This is a genomic window from Pseudomonas sp. LAMO17WK12:I5 (assembly GCF_900215165.1).
GTDB lineage: Bacteria > Pseudomonadota > Gammaproteobacteria > Pseudomonadales > Pseudomonadaceae > Aquipseudomonas > Aquipseudomonas putida_A.
Map to the genome: position 1 here is coordinate 66,899 of NZ_OBDS01000009.1, position 17,482 is coordinate 84,380.

The 17,482-nt window shown below is 61.0% G+C and carries 16 protein-coding genes; 6 read left to right on the forward strand and 10 right to left on the reverse strand.

Annotated elements, in window-relative coordinates; all coding sequences use genetic code 11:
- Window positions 1–3: 3 nt before the first annotated feature.
- The 5 genes from pqqB (at window position 4) to CRO59_RS17095 (ending at window position 4,996) form a co-directional block, all read left to right on the forward strand.
- Window positions 4–915, forward strand: a complete 912-nt coding sequence (gene pqqB / locus CRO59_RS17075) for a pyrroloquinoline quinone biosynthesis protein PqqB (RefSeq protein ID WP_097089110.1) — start codon at window positions 4–6, stop codon at window positions 913–915.
- A gap of 135 nt (window positions 916–1,050) precedes the next feature.
- A complete protein-coding gene (gene pqqC, locus CRO59_RS17080; protein WP_003228879.1) occupies window positions 1,051–1,803 on the forward strand; it encodes a pyrroloquinoline-quinone synthase PqqC in 753 nt (250 codons plus the stop codon).
- Window positions 1,800–2,075: a pyrroloquinoline quinone biosynthesis peptide chaperone PqqD gene (gene pqqD, locus CRO59_RS17085; protein WP_003228880.1), complete on the forward strand. Its 276-nt coding sequence runs from the start codon at window positions 1,800–1,802 to the stop codon at window positions 2,073–2,075. Before pqqC ends, pqqD begins: the two co-directional genes overlap by 4 nt.
- A complete protein-coding gene (gene pqqE, locus CRO59_RS17090) occupies window positions 2,047–3,219 on the forward strand; it encodes a pyrroloquinoline quinone biosynthesis protein PqqE (protein WP_097089108.1) in 1,173 nt (390 codons plus the stop codon). Before pqqD ends, pqqE begins: the two co-directional genes overlap by 29 nt.
- The gene (locus CRO59_RS17095; protein ID WP_097089107.1) at window positions 3,185–4,996 is read left to right on the forward strand and encodes a S9 family peptidase; all 1,812 of its coding nucleotides are present in this window, start codon (window positions 3,185–3,187) and stop codon (window positions 4,994–4,996) included. Before pqqE ends, CRO59_RS17095 begins: the two co-directional genes overlap by 35 nt.
- 133 nt (window positions 4,997–5,129) lie before the next feature.
- Here CRO59_RS17095 and CRO59_RS17100 read toward each other — a convergent pair whose 3' ends face one another.
- Both CRO59_RS17100 and CRO59_RS17105 read right to left on the reverse strand, forming a co-directional pair.
- Complete coding sequence (locus CRO59_RS17100) at window positions 5,130–5,288, reverse strand: YqaE/Pmp3 family membrane protein (protein ID WP_003228885.1); 159 nt, start codon at window positions 5,286–5,288, stop codon at window positions 5,130–5,132.
- Between the two features lie 196 nt (window positions 5,289–5,484).
- A complete protein-coding gene (locus CRO59_RS17105; protein WP_097089105.1) occupies window positions 5,485–6,768 on the reverse strand; it encodes an aspartate aminotransferase family protein in 1,284 nt (427 codons plus the stop codon).
- A 169-nt stretch (window positions 6,769–6,937) separates the two neighbouring features.
- Here CRO59_RS17105 and CRO59_RS17110 point away from each other — a divergent pair, with 169 nt between their 5' ends.
- Entirely contained in the window at window positions 6,938–7,867 is a 930-nt protein-coding gene (locus CRO59_RS17110) for a LysR family transcriptional regulator (RefSeq protein WP_096796669.1), read from the forward strand.
- 226 nt (window positions 7,868–8,093) lie between these two features.
- On the opposite strand, the gene CRO59_RS17115 is transcribed toward CRO59_RS17110, so the two are convergent.
- From CRO59_RS17115 to bioF, 8 genes are all read right to left on the reverse strand, one after another.
- On the reverse strand, window positions 8,094–9,872 hold the full coding sequence (locus tag CRO59_RS17115; RefSeq protein ID WP_027610696.1) for an acyl-CoA dehydrogenase C-terminal domain-containing protein: 1,779 nt from the start codon (window positions 9,870–9,872) through the stop codon (window positions 8,094–8,096).
- A gap of 189 nt (window positions 9,873–10,061) precedes the next feature.
- The gene (locus tag CRO59_RS17120) at window positions 10,062–11,351 is read right to left on the reverse strand and encodes a GGDEF domain-containing protein (protein WP_027610695.1); all 1,290 of its coding nucleotides are present in this window, start codon (window positions 11,349–11,351) and stop codon (window positions 10,062–10,064) included.
- A 193-nt stretch (window positions 11,352–11,544) separates the two neighbouring features.
- Window positions 11,545–13,350 (reverse strand): phenylacyl-CoA dehydrogenase, encoded by a 1,806-nt coding sequence (locus CRO59_RS17125; RefSeq protein WP_095137437.1) that lies wholly within the window; start codon window positions 13,348–13,350, stop codon window positions 11,545–11,547.
- A 276-nt stretch (window positions 13,351–13,626) separates the two neighbouring features.
- Window positions 13,627–13,923, reverse strand: a complete 297-nt coding sequence (locus CRO59_RS17130) for a hypothetical protein (protein ID WP_003228898.1) — start codon at window positions 13,921–13,923, stop codon at window positions 13,627–13,629.
- 109 nt (window positions 13,924–14,032) lie between these two features.
- A complete protein-coding gene (gene bioD / locus CRO59_RS17135) occupies window positions 14,033–14,713 on the reverse strand; it encodes a dethiobiotin synthase (RefSeq protein ID WP_097089103.1) in 681 nt (226 codons plus the stop codon).
- The gene (gene bioC / locus CRO59_RS17140; RefSeq protein ID WP_097089101.1) at window positions 14,710–15,522 is read right to left on the reverse strand and encodes a malonyl-ACP O-methyltransferase BioC; all 813 of its coding nucleotides are present in this window, start codon (window positions 15,520–15,522) and stop codon (window positions 14,710–14,712) included. The genes bioD and bioC overlap by 4 nt, the downstream gene beginning before the upstream one ends.
- Complete coding sequence (locus CRO59_RS17145) at window positions 15,515–16,246, reverse strand: alpha/beta fold hydrolase (RefSeq protein ID WP_097089099.1); 732 nt, start codon at window positions 16,244–16,246, stop codon at window positions 15,515–15,517. The genes bioC and CRO59_RS17145 overlap by 8 nt, the downstream gene beginning before the upstream one ends.
- Entirely contained in the window at window positions 16,239–17,417 is a 1,179-nt protein-coding gene (bioF, locus tag CRO59_RS17150) for an 8-amino-7-oxononanoate synthase (protein WP_097089173.1), read from the reverse strand. The genes CRO59_RS17145 and bioF overlap by 8 nt, the downstream gene beginning before the upstream one ends.
- Window positions 17,418–17,482: the final 65 nt, after the last annotated feature.

Consider the following 17,482-nt stretch of genomic DNA (forward strand, 5'->3'; position numbering starts at 1 on the left):
TTCATGTTCGTCCAGATTCTGGGTTCGGCCGCCGGTGGCGGATTTCCGCAGTGGAACTGCAACTGCGTCAATTGCGCAGGCTTTCGCGACGGCAGCCTGAATGCCAAGGCCCGCACCCAATCGTCCATCGCGATTTCCGATGACGGCGTGAACTGGGTGCTGTGCAACGCTTCGCCGGACATCCGCGCGCAACTGCAGAGCTTCGCTCCGATGCAACCGGGCCGAGCCCTGCGCGACACCGGCATCAGCTCGATCATCCTGATGGACAGCCAGATCGACCACACCACCGGCCTGCTCAGCCTGCGCGAAGGCTGCCCGCATCAGGTCTGGTGCACGGACATGGTTCACGAAGATTTGAGCACCGGTTTCCCGCTGTTCAAGATGCTGACCCACTGGAACGGCGGTTTGAGCTGGAATCGCATCGAGCTCGACCAGAGCTTCACTGTCGCTGCCTGCCCGAACCTGCGCTTCACCCCGCTGCCGTTGCGCAGCGCCGCGCCACCGTATTCGCCGCACCGTTTCGACCCGCACCCGGGCGACAACATCGGCCTGATCGTCGAAGACATGAACACCGGCGGCAAACTGTTCTATGCACCGGGGCTGGGCAAGGTTGATGCGCCATTGCTGGAGATCATGGCCGCCAGTGATTGCCTGCTGGTGGACGGAACGCTGTGGGATGACGATGAAATGCAGCGCCGTGGCGTCGGCACCCGCACCGGTCGCGAGATGGGCCATCTGGCGCAGAACGGCCCCGGCGGCATGCTCGAAGTGCTGGAGCAGTTGCCCGAGCAGCGCAAGGTGCTTATCCACATCAACAACACCAACCCGATTCTCGATGAAGATTCGGCTGAGCGCGCGGAGCTGGCGCGGCGTAATGTTGAAGTGGCTTATGACGGCATGAGTATTGTGCTGTAGCGAATGGCCCCATCGCTGGCAAGCCAGCTCCCACAGGATTCTGTGGCGTTCACAAACCCTGTGGGAGCGAGCTTGCTCGCGAAGACGTCCGAACAGACACCCAGTATTCCAACGGTTGTTCCCCGGAGAACCGCAATGACCGACACCCCGCTGTCCCCCACCGAATTCGAAGCCGCCCTGCGCGCCAAAGGCGCCTACTACCACATCTACCACCCCTACCACGTGGCGATGTACGAAGGCCGTGCCACCCGCGAGCAGATTCAGGGCTGGGTCGCCAACCGCTTCTACTATCAGGTGAACATTCCTCTGAAAGACGCGGCGATCCTCGCCAATTGCCCGGATCGCGAGATCCGTCGCGAGTGGATTCAACGCCTGCTCGACCACGACGGCGCACCCGGTGAAGACGGCGGGATTGAAGCCTGGCTGCGTCTCGGTCAGGCGGTCGGCCTCGACCCGGATCAACTGCGCTCCCAGGAACTGGTGCTGCCCGGCGTGCGTTTCGCCGTCGATGCCTACGTCAATTTCGCTCGCCGCGCCAGTTGGCAGGAAGCCGCCAGCAGCTCGCTTACCGAACTGTTTGCGCCGCAGATCCACCAGTCGCGTCTCGACAGCTGGCCGCAGCATTACCCGTGGATCGACCCGGCCGGTTACGAATATTTCCGCACTCGCCTCGGTCAGGCGCGGCGCGATGTCGAGCATGGTCTGGCGATCACGCTCGAGCACTACAAGACCCGCGAGGGTCAGGAGCGCATGCTGGAAATTCTCCAGTTCAAACTGGACATTCTTTGGAGCATGCTCGATGCCATGAGCATGGCTTACGAACTGAACCGCCCGCCGTATCACAGCGTCACCGAGCAGCGGGTCTGGCACAAAGGAATCACCCTATGAGTTTTGATCGCAGCAAGATCCCGACCTGGCGTCCCGGTTACCGTTTTCAGTATGAACCGGCGCAAAAAGGCCACGTGCTGCTCTACCCCGAGGGCATGATCAAGCTCAACGACAGCGCCGCGCTGATCGGCGGCTTGATCGACGGTGAACGCGATGTCGCGGCGATCATCGCCAAACTCGACGAGCAGTTCCCCGGCGTGCCCGAGCTCGGTGAAGACATCGAGCAATTCATGGAGGTTGCCCGTGCGCAGCACTGGATCGAACTTGCCTGAGGCATCGGTGCAAGTACCGCCAAAACCTGAAGTCGGCCTGCCGCTGTGGCTGCTCGCCGAGCTGACCTACCGCTGCCCGCTGCAATGCCCGTACTGCTCCAATCCGCTGGATTTCGCCGAGCAGGGCAAAGAGCTGAGCACCGAGCAGTGGATCAAGGTCTTCCGCGAAGCGCGGGAGATGGGCGCGGCGCAACTGGGCTTTTCCGGTGGCGAACCGCTGGTGCGTCAGGACCTCGCCGAACTGATCCGTGAAGCGCGACAGTTGGGTTTCTACACCAACCTGATCACTTCCGGCATCGGTCTGACCGAGCAGAAGATCAGTGACTTCAAGAAGGCCGGCCTCGATCACATCCAGATCAGTTTCCAGGCCAGCGACGAGCAAGTGAACAACCTGCTCGCCGGCTCGAAAAAAGCCTTCGCGCAGAAACTGGAAATGGCTCGCGCGGTGAAGGCCCACGGCTATCCGATGGTGCTGAACTTCGTCACCCACCGGCACAACATCGACAAGATCGACCGCATCATCGAGCTGTGTATCGCGCTCGAAGCGGACTTCGTCGAACTCGCCACCTGCCAGTTCTACGGCTGGGCGCAGCTCAACCGTGTCGGCCTGTTGCCGACCAAAGAGCAACTGGTGCGCGCCGAACGCATCACCAATGAATACCGCGCCAAACTGGAAGCCGAAGGGCATCCGTGCAAGCTGATTTTCGTCACCCCGGACTACTACGAAGAACGCCCGAAAGCCTGCATGAACGGCTGGGGCAGTATTTTTCTGACGGTGACTCCGGACGGCACTGCCCTGCCCTGTCATGGCGCCCGACAGCTGCCGGTACAATTTCCCAACGTGCGCGACCACAGCATGCAGCACATCTGGTACGACTCGTTCGGCTTCAACCGCTTTCGCGGTTACGACTGGATGCCTGAGCCATGCCGCTCCTGCGACGAGAAGGAACAGGATTTCGGCGGCTGCCGCTGTCAGGCGTTCATGCTCACGGGGGACGCGAGCAATGCCGACCCGGTGTGCAGCAAGTCCGACCATCACGGCGTGATTCTCAAGGCCCGAGAAGAAGCCGAGACCGCCACCCAGACCATCGAACAACTGGCCTTCCGTAATGAACGAAACTCACGCCTCATCGCCAAGGGCTGAGCCTTTCAGCGCCGCCCAGGCTGTCGCCGCCGGAATGGATTTCGCCGAACTGCAACTCGGTGCCCACGGTTTGTTCTGGAATGAATATCGCCCGGAAGATGCCGCCTGCCGGATCTGGCACTGGCGAGACGGCGTGGCGAAATGTCTGACGCCGGATGGCTTCAGTGTGCGTAGCCGGGTGTACGAATATGGCGGTGGTGCGTTTTGTCTGACGCCAAGTGGAGTGGTTTTCGTCAATGAGGCGGATCAGCAGTTGTATCGGCAGGCGTTGGATGGCGCGCCCGAGGTGCTGACTTCTGGCGAGTGTCGTTATGGCGATCTGCATTGTGCTTTCGGCCAGGTGCTGGCGGTTGAGGAACTGCGCGACCAGCATCGGCTGGTAGCGATTGATCTGGCCGACGGCACCCGGCATTTGCTGGCTGAAGGTGCGGATTTTTATGCAGCACCGGTGATCAGCCCGGACGGTTCGCGATTGGCCTGGATCGAGTGGAGTCGGCCGCATCAGCCTTGGACATCCACGCGATTGATGGTGGCCGAGCGTCTGGCTGAGGGTGGCTTTGGCGCACCGCGTTGCGTGGCGGGGGCTGACCTTGAAGAGTCGATCCAGCAACCGCGGTTCGACGCGAAAGGACGCTTGTTGTGCCTGACTGATCGCGGCGGTTTCTGGCAGCCGTGGCGCGCAACGTCCGACGGTTTGCAGCGACTGCCCTGCGCCGAGGCCGATCATGCGCCCGCCCCGTGGCAAATGGGTGGCAGCACCTGGTTGCCGGTGGGCGATTCGTTTCTGGCGAGCTGGAGCGAAGGCGGTTTTGGTCGCCTGGCGCTCGACGGCGAAGACTTCACCGGCGACTACAGCCGCTTCCGCCATCTGGCGCTGGATCAGCAATTTATCTATTGCATCGCCGCTTCGCCGATCAGCCCTTCTGCGGTGATCGCCATTGATCGCGCTACCCTCGAAGTGAATGTGCTGGCTGGCGGTGTGGCGCCTTTGCCGGCGGAGTGCATCAGCCGTCCGCAGACCTTGCGCTACCCGAGCGGCAGCGGTGAGGCTCACGGGTTCTTCTATCCGGCGATGAACGACGAAGCCCAGCCGCCACTGGTGGTATTCATCCACGGCGGCCCGACGTCGGCCTGCTACCCGATGCTTGACCCGCGCATTCAGTACTGGACGCAGCGTGGTTTCGCCGTCGCCGACCTCAACTATCGCGGCAGCAGCGGTTACGGTCGCGAATATCGTCAGGCGTTGCATCTGAGTTGGGGTGAGGTGGATGTCGAGGACGCCTGCGCAGTGGTGGCATATCTGGCCGAGCAAGGTCTGATCGACGGCGAGCGCGCGTTTATCCGCGGCGGCAGCGCCGGGGGTTACACCACGTTATGCGCGTTGGCGTTTCAGCAGGTGTTCCGCGCGGGCGCCAGCCTCTATGGCGTCAGCGACCCGGTGGCATTGGCCCGGGCAACCCACAAGTTTGAAGGTGATTATCTGGACTGGCTGATCGGTGATCCTGAGCAGGACGCCGAGCGCTACGCCGCCCGCACGCCGCTACTGCATGCGAGCAACATCCGTGTGCCGGTGATTTTCTTTCAGGGTGAGCTGGATGCGGTGGTGGTGCCGCAACAGACCCGCGACATGGTCGCGGCGCTGGAGCAAAACGGCATCCCGGTCGAGGCGCATTACTACGCCGACGAACGCCATGGTTTCCGTCGCGCCGCCAATCAGGCGCATGCGCTGGAGCAGGAGTGGCGGTTTTATCGGCGGGTGATGGGGTTGGCGGACTGATCACCGCCCCAATTCAAAATAGCGTCGTCCCATTCGCAAGCAGGCTCGCTCCCACATTGGATCTGTGTTGTGCACAAAATCCCCTGTGGGAGCGAGCCTGCTCGCGAAAGCTATCTATCAGGTGCCGCTGAACTCAGCGCTTGGCGATGATGTACACCGCATGCACGATCCCGGGAATGTAGCCGCACAGCGTCAGCAGAATGTTCAGCCAAAACGCCCCGCCGAACCCGACCTGCAGAAACACACCCAGTGGCGGCAACAGAATAGCGATGATGATACGAATGAAGTCCATGGGTCAGCTCCTGAATGGGGGTTGGCTCACATGAGCCATACAAGCTAATCGACCTGCGCCGTTCGTCAGGGTTCAGTGCAAACGCCATTTGATCGCCACCATCGGGCACAAAAAAACGCCCCACGCCAAAAGAATCAGGCGTGGGGCGTGCGTTATACCGCGAGACGGTTCTTCAAATCGGGCAGGAAACTTCAGCTCAGACGGCAATCCCTTTGCGGCATTGCAGTTGCGCGGTACGCACTCGCGAGAAGGCGCGGGCCAGGCGCAGGAGCATTTCGTCGATGTTGGCCTTGCTGACGGTGAGTGCCGGGGTGAAACGCAGGCAGTTGGCTTGCGGCGCGTTGAGCAGCAGGCCTTCGTGCAAGGCGGCTTTGACTACGGCATCGGCGGAATCCTCTGACAGGCTCAGTCCCCAGAACAGGCCTTGACCACGCAGTTCGCCATGCCCGTAGCGGTGTGCCAATCGAGCTAGACCTTCGCGCAGGTGCTGGCCGAGGTCTTTGACCTGTTCAAGAAATGCCCGGTCCTGCACGCTATCAAGCACCACCAGGCCGGCCGCGGTCATCAGCGCGTTGCCGTGATGAGTGCCGCCCAGTTCACCGGCGTCAAAACAGCAGGCCTTGCCACGGGCCAATAACGCCGCCAGAGGAACACCGCCGCCGAGGCCTTTGCCGAGCACAACGATATCGGCGCGCACGCCGTAGGACTGTTCGGCGAGCAAAGTGCCACAGCGCCCGATGCCGGTCTGCACTTCGTCGAGGATCAGCAAAATGCCCAATTCTCGGCACAGACGCTCGACGCCTTTGAGGTAATGCTCGGTGGCCGGAATCACCCCGGCATCGCTCTGGATCGGTTCGAGCATGATCGCCACGGTTTGCGCATCGACAGCCGCATGCAGCGCCGGCAAATCGTTGAACGGCACCAGATCGAAACCCGGCAGCAACGGTGCGAAGCGGTTGTGCAGGTTGCAACTGTCCGACGCGGAAATCGTTGCCAGGCTGCGGCCATGGCAACCCTGCTTCGCAACAATGATCCGCGAGGCGCCGCCACGATGCAGTTGGCCCCATTTGCGCGCCAGTTTGATCGCTGCCTCACAGGCCTCGCTGCCGCTGTTGAGCAGGTAAGCCTGATCGCTGGAGGTGCTGGCGCACAGGCGTTCGGCAAGGCTGAGCATGCCGCGGTTGTGCAGATTGAAACCGGGATTGATCAGCGCCTGGGCCTGACTGGCGATGGCTTTGACCAGCGCCGAAGGGCTGTGGCCGAGGCTGTTGGCGCCGCCGGCCTGAGAGAAGTCGAGATAAGCGCGGTCGTTGCTGTCCCACAGCCAGGAGCCCTGACCGCGAACGAACACCTGCTGCGGGCGCTCGATGCTGGGCATCAGCCGCTCGGCATTCAGGCTTTCGCCCGCACCAGTGGGATTGGCCTCGAATGCGAGGTCATCAAGACTCGGCGCCTGGCGCCGCAAACTGAACAGATTCATTGCAAAAAACCTGGCTTGAGGTTTTTTGAACCACCTATGCAAACACTGTCGAAGCAAACGCTATTCATCGCGCTCTCTGGCCCTGTAAGCCTTGTGATTGCGGTTAGACTAGGCTCACTGACGGCTTCGGGCCATTTCGATTTACCAGCATTTTCGATAAGCATTACTTATGGATTTCAAACAACTGCGTTATTTCGTCGCGGTCTACGAAGAGGGCCATGTCGGCCGCGCGGCCGAACGCCTGTCGATTTCGCAACCGGCGCTGTCGCAGCAGATTCGTCAGCTCGAACAGAACCTCGACGTCACGCTGTTCGAACGCAGCAGCAAACGCCTGTTGCCGACCCTTGCCGCGCACACGCTGTACAACCACGCCGTGCCGCTGCTCGACGGTTTGCAGCGGGCGCGGGAAGCGCTGGGCAACTTCAAGGGGCAGGCCTTGCGTACGCTGGCGATCGGCGTACTGCAAACCGTGCACACCAGCCTTGTGCCGCAAATGCTCGAACGGGTACGCAAGGCGCAGCCGCATCTTGTGGTGCAGATCTATGAACTGACGGGGCTGGAGATTGAGCGACGCCTGCTCAACGGCTCGCTGGACATCGGCATCAGCTACCTGCCGCCGCGCCAACCGGGGCTGCATGGCGTGATGTTGTATGAAGATGAGCTGACGCTGGTCATCCCGGCGGATCACCCGCTGCGTGAATTCAAGAAGGTCTCAATGCGGCAGGCTGCGGAATTGCCGATGTTGCTGCTGGGCGAGGAGTTTCAGATCCGGCAGATCTGGCAGGCTCAGTTGACCAGCCTGGGTAGGCGCCCGCAAGTACAGGCCGAGCTGAACAATATGCTGGGGATTCTCGACAGTCTGCCGCACACCAAACTGGCGACGGTGCTGCCCGGGCGTTCACAGAAGGAATACGACGATGAGGATCTGTTGTGGAAGCCGTTGAGCGAACCACGGGTGCCGCTGAAGGTTGGGCTGGTGTGCCGCGATGTGCAACGCCAGCAGGCGTCTTTGGCCTTACTGCGCACATTGCTGGAAGAAGTGATTCAGCGTGAAGACAAACCGTTGAAAGCCGCACCGCCACTGGATCCGCTGGCCTGATACTTTTCTGCAGGCAAAAGAAAACCCCGCCGAAGCGGGGCTTTGCAGACTGTTTCCCTGACATCCATTTCACTCCGCCACCCTGGCAGAATCCTACGTGTCCGTGTTGTTGCTTTGCGCTTCCTGCGCGACGTCCATGAGTTGTAGATTAGCTGTGGATCCAATCTACGCCTATGGGAGAACAGCAGCACGTCATGTAAGAGAATGCTTACATGACGTTACATCATCAGAACTGCTCAGCATTCAGCAGGAACAGCGACTCGCTACCCGCCTTCACCGACGCGCTCAACGAGTGGATACGCGGCAGCAGACGGGCGAAATAGAAGCGCGCGGTGCCCAGCTTGCTGGCGTAGAAATCGTCCTGCGCCTCTTTGCCCAGCGCAGCTTTCGCCATCAGTGCCCACATGTAGGCATAGGCGGTGTAGCCGAACGCTTGCAAATATTCGACCGAGGCCGCGCCGATTTCGTTCGGATTGGTTTTCGCCCGATCCAGCAGCCACGCCGTCAGCTCGTCGAGGGTGCTGACGGCATCGTTCAGCGGCTTGGTGAATTCGCCGAGGTCAGCGCTGGCGGTCGCGGTGAAGTGGCGGATCTCGTCGGCGAACAGCTTGTAGAACGCGCCACCGCTACCGACGATCTTGCGCCCGACCAGGTCCAGCGCCTGAATGCCGTTGGTACCTTCGTAGATCTGGGTGATGCGCACGTCACGCACCAGTTGCTCCTGACCCCACTCGCGAATGTAGCCGTGGCCGCCGAAAATCTGCTGGCCGTGGACGGTGGTTTCCAGACCCAGGTCGGTGAGGAACGCCTTGGCCACCGGGGTCAGCAGCGCGACCAGATCTTCTGCGCGCTTGCGGGTGGTCGCGTCTTCGCTGAACTTGGCGGTGTCGAGTTGCATCGCCACATAAGTGGAGAAGGCGCGACCGCCCTCGTTCGAGGCTTTCATGGTCAGCAGCATGCGACGCACGTCCGGGTGGACGATGATCGGGTCGGCAACCTTGTCCTTGTTTTGCGCGCCGGTCGGCGAACGGCTCTGCAGACGATCACGAGCGTATTCGACGGCGTTCTGATAGGAACGCTCACCGCTGGCCAGACCTTGAATACCGACGCCCAGACGCTCGTAGTTCATCATGGTGAACATCGCCGCCAGGCCCTTGTTCGGCTCGCCGACCAGATAGCCCACAGCTTCATCGAAGTTCATCACGCAGGTCGCGGACGCCTGGATGCCCATCTTGTGTTCGATCGAACCACAGTTCGCCGGGTTGCGCGCGCCCAGGCTGCCATCGGCATTGACCATGAACTTCGGCACCAGGAACAGCGAAATGCCTTTCGGGCCAGCAGGTGCGTCCGGCAGTTTCGCCAGCACCAGGTGGATGATGTTCTCGGTCAGGTCGTGCTCACCGCCGGTGATGAAGATCTTGGTGCCGCTGACCTTGTAGGAACCGTCGGCCTGCGGTTCGGCCTTGGTGCGGATGATGCCCAGGTCGGTGCCGGCGTGCGGCTCGGTCAAGCACATGGAACCGGCCCAGATGCCGGCGTACATGTTCGGCAGGTAGGCGGCCTTCAGCTCTTCGCTGGCGTGGGCGTTGATCGACAGGCAGGCGCCGGCGGTCAGCATCGGGTACAGGCCGAACGACAGACTGGCGGAGTTGACCATCTCTTCGACCTGCGCCGAGACAGCCTTGGGCATGCCCATGCCGCCGTAGGCCGGATCGCCACCGACACCGACCCAGCCGCCTTCAGCGTAAGTCTGATAGGCCTGTGGGAAACCGGCCGGGGTGCTGACGGCACCGTCCTTCCAGTGGCAGCCTTCTTCGTCGGCCGCACGGCTCAGTGGCGCGATGCTTTTGCTGGTGACCTTGCCGGCTTCTTCGAGAATGGCTTCTACGGTTTCTGCATCGACAGTCTCGGCCAAGGCCGGCAGTTCGGCCCAGAGTTTGGCGACTTCGAATACTTCATTGAGGACGAAGCGCATATCGCGCAGCGGCGCTTTGTAGTCAGCCATGGCAAACCTCGCAAGATCTAAACAGGTGATTCGTGGAAGAGTGTTTTCGTTGAGGCCGAGTGTACCTCAACAACTTTTGCGACACATAGGGTCAACCGGTGACTGATTTGTTATTTTTGGTCACCAGCATTCAGAGATAAAAGAAAGCCCGCAATCAGCGGGCTTTTGAGTGATAACGTGCGGCTTGAGTCAGCCAGCAGCGCTGTCCATCCGCACCGCGCCGCGACGGTTCTGTCCGAACGCCATGACGCAGTTACGCCCGGCGCCCTTGGCACTGTATAACGCCTGGTCGGCGGACTTGAGGACTTCTTCCGGCGTCCGTTGCTCGACGCGCTCGGCGACGCCGATACTGACCGTGACCGACACACTGGAAGCACCGCTGCCGCTACGACGCTGACGACCTTGCTGATCGTCCTGCGGACGGTTCTCCTGATTGCGCAACTGGATGTTATAGGAGGCAATCGACTCGCGAATCACCTCCAGATGCGGCATGCACTCCTCGAGGGTTTTGCCCGCAAACACCAAGGCGAATTCCTCACCACCATAGCGATATGCCCTACCGCCACCGCTGATTTTCGACAGCTTGCTGGCGACCAGTCGCAACACTTGATCACCGACATCGTGACCGTGGGTGTCGTTGAATTTCTTGAAGTGATCGACGTCGCTCATCGCAAGCACATAGTTGCGGCCCAGACGCTGCATTCGCTCATTGAGCGCGCGCCGCCCCGGCAGACCGGTGAGTTCATCGCGGAAGGCCATTTGATAGGCCTCATGCGCCACGGCAGCGGCAATCATCAGCATCACCTGACTGCACATGATGTTCAGGGTGAACGGCAGGATGAAAGTTTTCGGCAGCATCCAGAACACCCCGAGCAACCCGACCAGCTGCGCCGCGTGCAGTGGACGCGGATTGCGCCAGTATTGCCAGGCCAGCAACAGGAATGCCGAGAGGAATACCGGATAGGACATCTGAATCAGGCTCATCCAGGCGCCGTGCAGCGCCGGCCAGCGGATTTCCGAGAGCCACATCAGCAGCGCCTGCGGATAACTTTGTTCAAGCCCCAAAGCAACACTGCCAAAGGCCAGCAACACGGCGAAGCGCGCGACCATGTCCTGGAACAAATGCGTACGTTCCTGCCACGCGGCGAACAGCCCGAACAGCAACGGCAACAGCAGACAGACCAGGTGAAACACCACGGCGGCGTCTTCGCGCACCTTGCCATTGTCGCGGTAATAGTCGGTCTGGGTGTCGAGCAAAAAGTAGGCGATGTACACCGTGAGCATCAGAAACAGCTCGCGCTGACGTCGGTAAACCGCACAGTAAGCGCCGCCCAACAGCAGAACCAGGGTCGGCAACACGTTGAACAGCGAAGTGAAGAACACGTTGAGGTCTTTGACGTACGCAGCCGCCAACCCCGCGAGCAACAACAGCAGTGAAGGTAGGAAATGGCTGAAACGTACAGCGGAAGAACGCGGCAAGGGTAAAGCTCCGACCCGTCATATCAAAGAGATGGCATTGTGCCTGCAATGTGGCCAGTTAAGCACACACAATGTGATCCAGATCACACGCAGTCTCTTTAACGGCAGAAAACCCGGGTTTCTGAGCGATTCAGCAACAAAAAAACCGCTGCCCCCCGAGGGAGCAACGGTTTTCGTCAGACCGCGTTGAGGCTTAGTAGCCCAGTGCGAAGTCTTCTTCTTTCATGTCCATCAGGTTGTTGGCGCCCGACAGCATGGTGGCCACGTGGGTACGGGTACGTGGCAGGATGCGCTGGAAGTAGAAGCGCGCGGTTTGCAGCTTGGCGGTGTAGAACGCAGCGTCGCCGGTGCCTTCTGCCAGCTTCTCGGCTGCCAGACGTGCCATGTCGGCCCAGAAGTAGGCCAGGCAGGCGTAACCGGAGTACATCAGGTAGTCCACGGAGGCCGCGCCGACTTCCTCGCGATCTTTCATGGCGGCCATACCGACCTTCATGGTCAGCTCGCCCCATTCCTTGTTCAGTGCAGCCAGCGGTGCAACGAATTCTTTGACGGCTTCGTTGCCTTCGTTGTTCTGGCAGAACTTGTGGACGATCTTGGTGAAGCCCTTCAGGGCCTCGCCTTGAGTCATCAGCACTTTACGGCCCAGCAGGTCGAGTGCCTGGATGCCGGTGGTGCCTTCGTACAGCATCGAAATGCGGCTGTCGCGAACGTTCTGCTCCATGCCCCACTCGGCGATGAAGCCGTGGCCACCGTAGATCTGCACGCCGTGGTTGGCGGCTTCGAAACCGACTTCGGTCATGAACGCCTTGGCGATCGGCGTCATGAACGCCAGCAGTGCGTCGGCCTTCTTCTTCTCTTCTTCGTCGACGCCGTATTTGACGATGTCGACCTGTTTGGCGGTGAAGTACACCATCGCACGGTTGCCTTCGGCGAAGGCCTTCATGGTCAGCAGCATGCGACGTACGTCAGGGTGCACGATGATTGGGTCAGCGGCCTTGTCCGGCGCTTTCGGGCCAGTCAGGGAGCGCATTTGCAGACGATCGCGAGCGTATTTCAGGCCACCCTGGAAGCCGATCTCGGCGTGGGCCAGACCTTGCAGCGCGGTACCCAGACGTGCGGTGTTCATGAAGGTGAACATGCAGTTCAGGCCTTTGTTCGCCGGGCCGATCAGGAAACCGGTGGCGCCGTCGAAGTTCATCACGCAAGTGGCGTTGCCGTGGATGCCCATCTTGTGTTCCAGCGAACCGCAGCTCACTGCGTTGCGCGCACCGATGGTGCCATCGGCGTTCGGCAGGAATTTTGGAACGATGAACAGGGAAATGCCTTTGGTGCCAGCCGGAGCGTCCGGCAGGCGGGCCAGTACGATGTGGACGATGTTGTCGGCCATGTCGTGTTCACCGGCCGAGATGAAGATCTTGGTCCCGGAAACCTTGTAGGAACCATCGGCCTGAGGTTCGGCCTTGGTGCGCAGCATGCCCAGGTCGGTGCCGCAGTGCGGTTCGGTCAGGCACATGGTGCCGGTCCATTCGCCGGAAACCAGTTTGGTCAAATAGGCTTCTTGCTGCTCAGGGGTACCGTGCTCGGAGATGGTGTTCATCGCGCCGTGCGACAGGCCTGGGTACATGCCCCACGACCAGTTGGCTTCACCGACCATTTCGCTCACAGCCAGACCCAACGACTCCGGCAGGCCTTGACCGCCGTGCTCGACGTCGTGCGCCAGGCTTGGCCAGCCGCCTTCGACGAATTGCTTGTAGGCTTCTTTGAAGCCAGTCGGGGTCTTCACGCCGGACTCGCTCCAGGTGCAGCCTTCGAGGTCGCCCACACGGTTCAGCGGTGCCAGTACCTGCTCACAAAACTTGGCGCCTTCTTCAAGAATGGCGTCAACCATGTCCGGCGTTGCTTCGGAGCAAGCTGGAAGGCTCTGATAGTGCGCTTCGTAGCCGAGCAGTTCGTCACGAACGAAGCGAATATCACGCAAGGGGGCCTTGTAGTCAGGCATAGCGATAAACCTCTGCTGATGTAACCGGGAATGAACGACCGCGTTGATTTGTTGTGACGGTCAAACAGTTGTTTGAAACATACGTTTACGCCGAAATCTTGTCAAGCGTCGATCTTTTGCCGTTCGTCATGACTTTTTTCAAATGCCGGACACGGCAAACCGCCATGAACTGCAAAGCGCCACGGGCAATGAAAAAAGATTAGTTGAGGGAGAAGGACTTACAACGAAAAACGCCGCGACAAGACGCGGCGTTCAACAGGCAGGAGGCGCGAAAAGTCAGGCAAACGTATCGATGATCGTACCGAGCATTTCATCGGAAGCCTTGGCGACCTTGGTGCCCAGCTCTACCTGAAACTTGCCCTGGGCCATTTCGGCCATGGCGCTGCCCGGATCCATTTGCTGACTGCGGTCGATACCGCGCAGACGATCGACCTGCGCCTCGGAAGACTGGCTGGTGACCGAGCGCTCGATGGTGTTGTTGGCGATCTGGCTGGCCGCCTGATCGACACGGTTCTGACCGGTCTGAATGGTGCTCAAACCCGCATAAAAAGCTGTGTTACCGGAGATTTCCATGGGAGTTCTCATCCTTGGGAAGGATCAATGGTTGCCATTGAAGCAGAGGCGCCAGAAAAACACCCGTCAAAAATACTGATGGCACAGTGCCTTGTCATAGCCAAAAACATTAATCGAGCAGATCGAGTTGCAGATGATCAGCCACCGCCTCGGCGCTAAGCGACTTCAGTTTCGGTACCCGCCCCAGACACGGCGCTGGAAGCCGCTCGGCCAGCGTCGCCAGATTCTCTTCCAGACGCGAGGTTTTCGGATCGATGATATTGGCCACCCAACCGGCCAGCTGCAGGCCATCGCGGGCAATCGCCTCGGCCGTCAGCAAGGCATGACTGATGCAGCCCAGGCGCACACCCACCACCAGAATCACCGGCAGCTTCAACGCGATGGCCAGATCCGACAGATTGTCCTGATCGGCCAACGGCACCCGCCAGCCACCCGCCCCTTCGATCAAGGTGAAATCGGCATTCAGCGCCAGAATTTCGCGCATCGGCGCCAGCAACGATTGCACGGTCAGCGCGACGCCGGCCTCACGCGCTGCCAGATGCGGCGCGATGGCCGGCTCGAATGCCACCGGATTGACCTGTTGATAAGTCAGCGGCACCGAACACTCGGCGAGCAACGCCAGCGCATCGGCATTGCGGAAACCCTTGGGCGTTACCTCGCAACCCGAAGCCACCGGTTTCCCCGCCGCCGTACTCAGCCCTGCCGAGCGCGCAGCATACAGCAACCCGGCAGCCACGGTGGTCTTGCCGACATCGGTGTCAGTCCCGGTGATGAAATAGGCTGCGCTCATAAGGGTTTCTCCAACACGGCGTAGACCACCTGGTAAGTCGCCGGCAATCCCTGTGCCTGACGAAACTGCTCGTAAGCCTCGACCAGACCGAGAATCCGCGCGCGTCCGGTCAAGCCACCCGGCCGACCGGGGTTCAGATTGTGCGCGCCGAGTGCCTTGAGTTCGTGAGTCAAGCTGCGCACATCCGGGTAGTGCAACACATGCGCCTGATTCTGCAGACTCACCGTACGCAAGCCACTTTCGGCACACAACTGCTCATACCGGGCGAATTCGCGGAAGCGGTTGACGTGCACCAGACCATCGACCTGCCGCCAACTGTCCCGTAACTCGTACAACGTCCCTTCACAAAGACTAGCAAACGCAAAAATCCCACCGGGTTTCAGTACGCGAAAAGCCTCACTGAGCACCGATCCGAAGTCCGCACACCACTGCACCGCGAGGCTGGAAAAAATCAGCTCGCACGTCGAATCCTGCAACGGCAGACGCTCCGCATCGCCAGCGATGAAATGCTGCGCGCCACCCAATGGTCGTGCGTGATTGAGCATGCCCTCGGCGATATCCAGTGCCAGCCCCTGACCCTCGACATATCGCTCGGCCAGTGCACGAGTGAAGCAACCGGTGCCGCAACCCAGATCCAGCCAGGTTGACGGCAGTAAACTTGCCGGCAAACGCTGCAGCAACTGTGAACCGACGTCGCGCTGCAACTCGGCAACGCTGTCGTAGCTGGCCGCCGCACGGGAGAAAGAGGCCGCGACCTGGCGCTTGTCGGGCAAGCCGCCGGGCAGCGCAACAAGAGACAAATCAGTCATCACCGCACTCGTGTAGAAAAGCCTGGATCGCTCCCGCCACGCCATGGGGGTCTTCCAGAAGAAATGCATGACTGGCCTGTTCGATCAGACCAATTTCGATATCCGGCAACAGGGCGAACAACGCCCCTGCCGCTTCTGCCGGCACCAGGCCGTCCTGACCGGCGAACAAGTGCAACTGCGGGCCGCGAAACGCCTGCAACGCTTCGCGCGTGTCGATCTGCGCCAGCAGTTCAAGCCCGACCATCAACGCTTGCGGCGAAGTGGCCGGCGCGCCACCCAGCAGCAGCCGCGACATGCCGCGCGGGTCCTGCGCGCCCTGAGCACACAACAACGAGAACCGTTTGAGGGTTAGTCGCGGATCGGCCTGGCAGCCGGCGAGAAATGCATCGAACGTTTCGCCCGGCATCGCACTCGGCCAATGCTCATGGGCGACAAACGAAGGATTGCTCGCCAGCGTCAGCAGGCCGCAGCAACGCTCGCCGCGCCGCGCTGCCAACTCGGAGGCAAGCATGCCGCCAAGCGACCAACCGCCCAGCCACACGTCTTGAGGAATACATTCATCGAGTTCGTCGAGCCAGTCCTGCAAGTCGCTGAAGTCGAGCTCCGGCAACGGCTCGATCTCGACATGCAGATGCTCGTCAAGCCCTTGCAAAGCGGCGGCCAAGGGCTCCAGCGGCGAAACGCCGAGGCCCCAGCCGGGCAGCAGAATCAGGCGATCACGCATGGCTTGGCTCCGGCGGCAGTTGGGCAAAGCAATCTGCCAGTCCTTCTAACAATAGCTGCACCTGCGCCTCGCTGTGAGCGGCGGTCAGGGTCACGCGCAGGCGTGCACTTCCTGCCGGGACGGTAGGCGGACGGATTGCCGTGACCATCAAACCGCGTTCGCGCAGCAGCTGCGACAGGCGCACGGCGCGACCGGCATCGCCGATCAGGATCGGCTGGATCGGGGTGAAACTGTCCATCAGTTGCAGACCGATCTGCTCGGCCCCTCGACGAAATTGGCGGATCAGCAGGTTAAGGTGCTCACGCCGCCAATGCTCGGTGCGCAGTAATTCCAGACTTTTCAGCGTCGCACAGGCCAACGCCGGTGGCTGGCTGGTGGTGTAGATGTAGGGCCGGGCGAACTGGATCAGGCTTTCGATCAGCTCTTCACTGCCGGCGACAAACGCACCGGCGGTGCCGAACGCCTTGCCGAGGGTGCCAACCAGCACCGGCACATCGTCCTGACTCAAGCCGAAATGCTCGACGATCCCGCCGCCATTGGCACCGAGCGGGCCGAAGCCATGGGCATCATCAACCATCAGCCACGCGCCTTTGGCCTTGGCCTCACGCGCCAGCGCCGGCAGATCGGCAAGATCGCCGTCCATGCTGAACACGCCGTCGGTGACCACCAGCGTGTTGCCGGTGGCTTTCTCCAGGCGCTTGGCCAGGCTGTCGGCGTCGTTGTGCAGATAACGATTGAAACGCGCGCCGGACAACAGACCGGCATCCAGCAACGAGGCGTGATTGAGGCGATCTTCCAGCACCGTATCGCCCTGCCCGACCAGCGCCGTGACCGCGCCGAGATTGGCCATGTAGCCGGTGGTGAACAGCAACGCACGCGGCCGGCCGGTGAAATCGGCGAGGGCTTCTTCCAGTGCGTGATGCGGGCCGCTGTGGCCGATCACCAGATGCGACGCTCCGCCACCGACGCCCCAGCGCTCGGCACCGACGCGCCAGGCTTCGATCACCTGCGGGTGATTGGCCAGTCCGAGGTAGTCGTTGTTACAGAACGCCAGCAACGGCTGGCCATCGACCACCACTTCAGGCCCTTGCGGGGACTCGAGCAACGGACGCTGGCGGTAGAGATTTTCGGCACGGCGGGCAGCAAGGCGTGCGGCGAGATCGAAAGACATGCAGGCCTCGACTTTCAAGTGACACAGATTCCCTGTGGGAGCGGGCTTGCTCGCGAAGGCGGTCT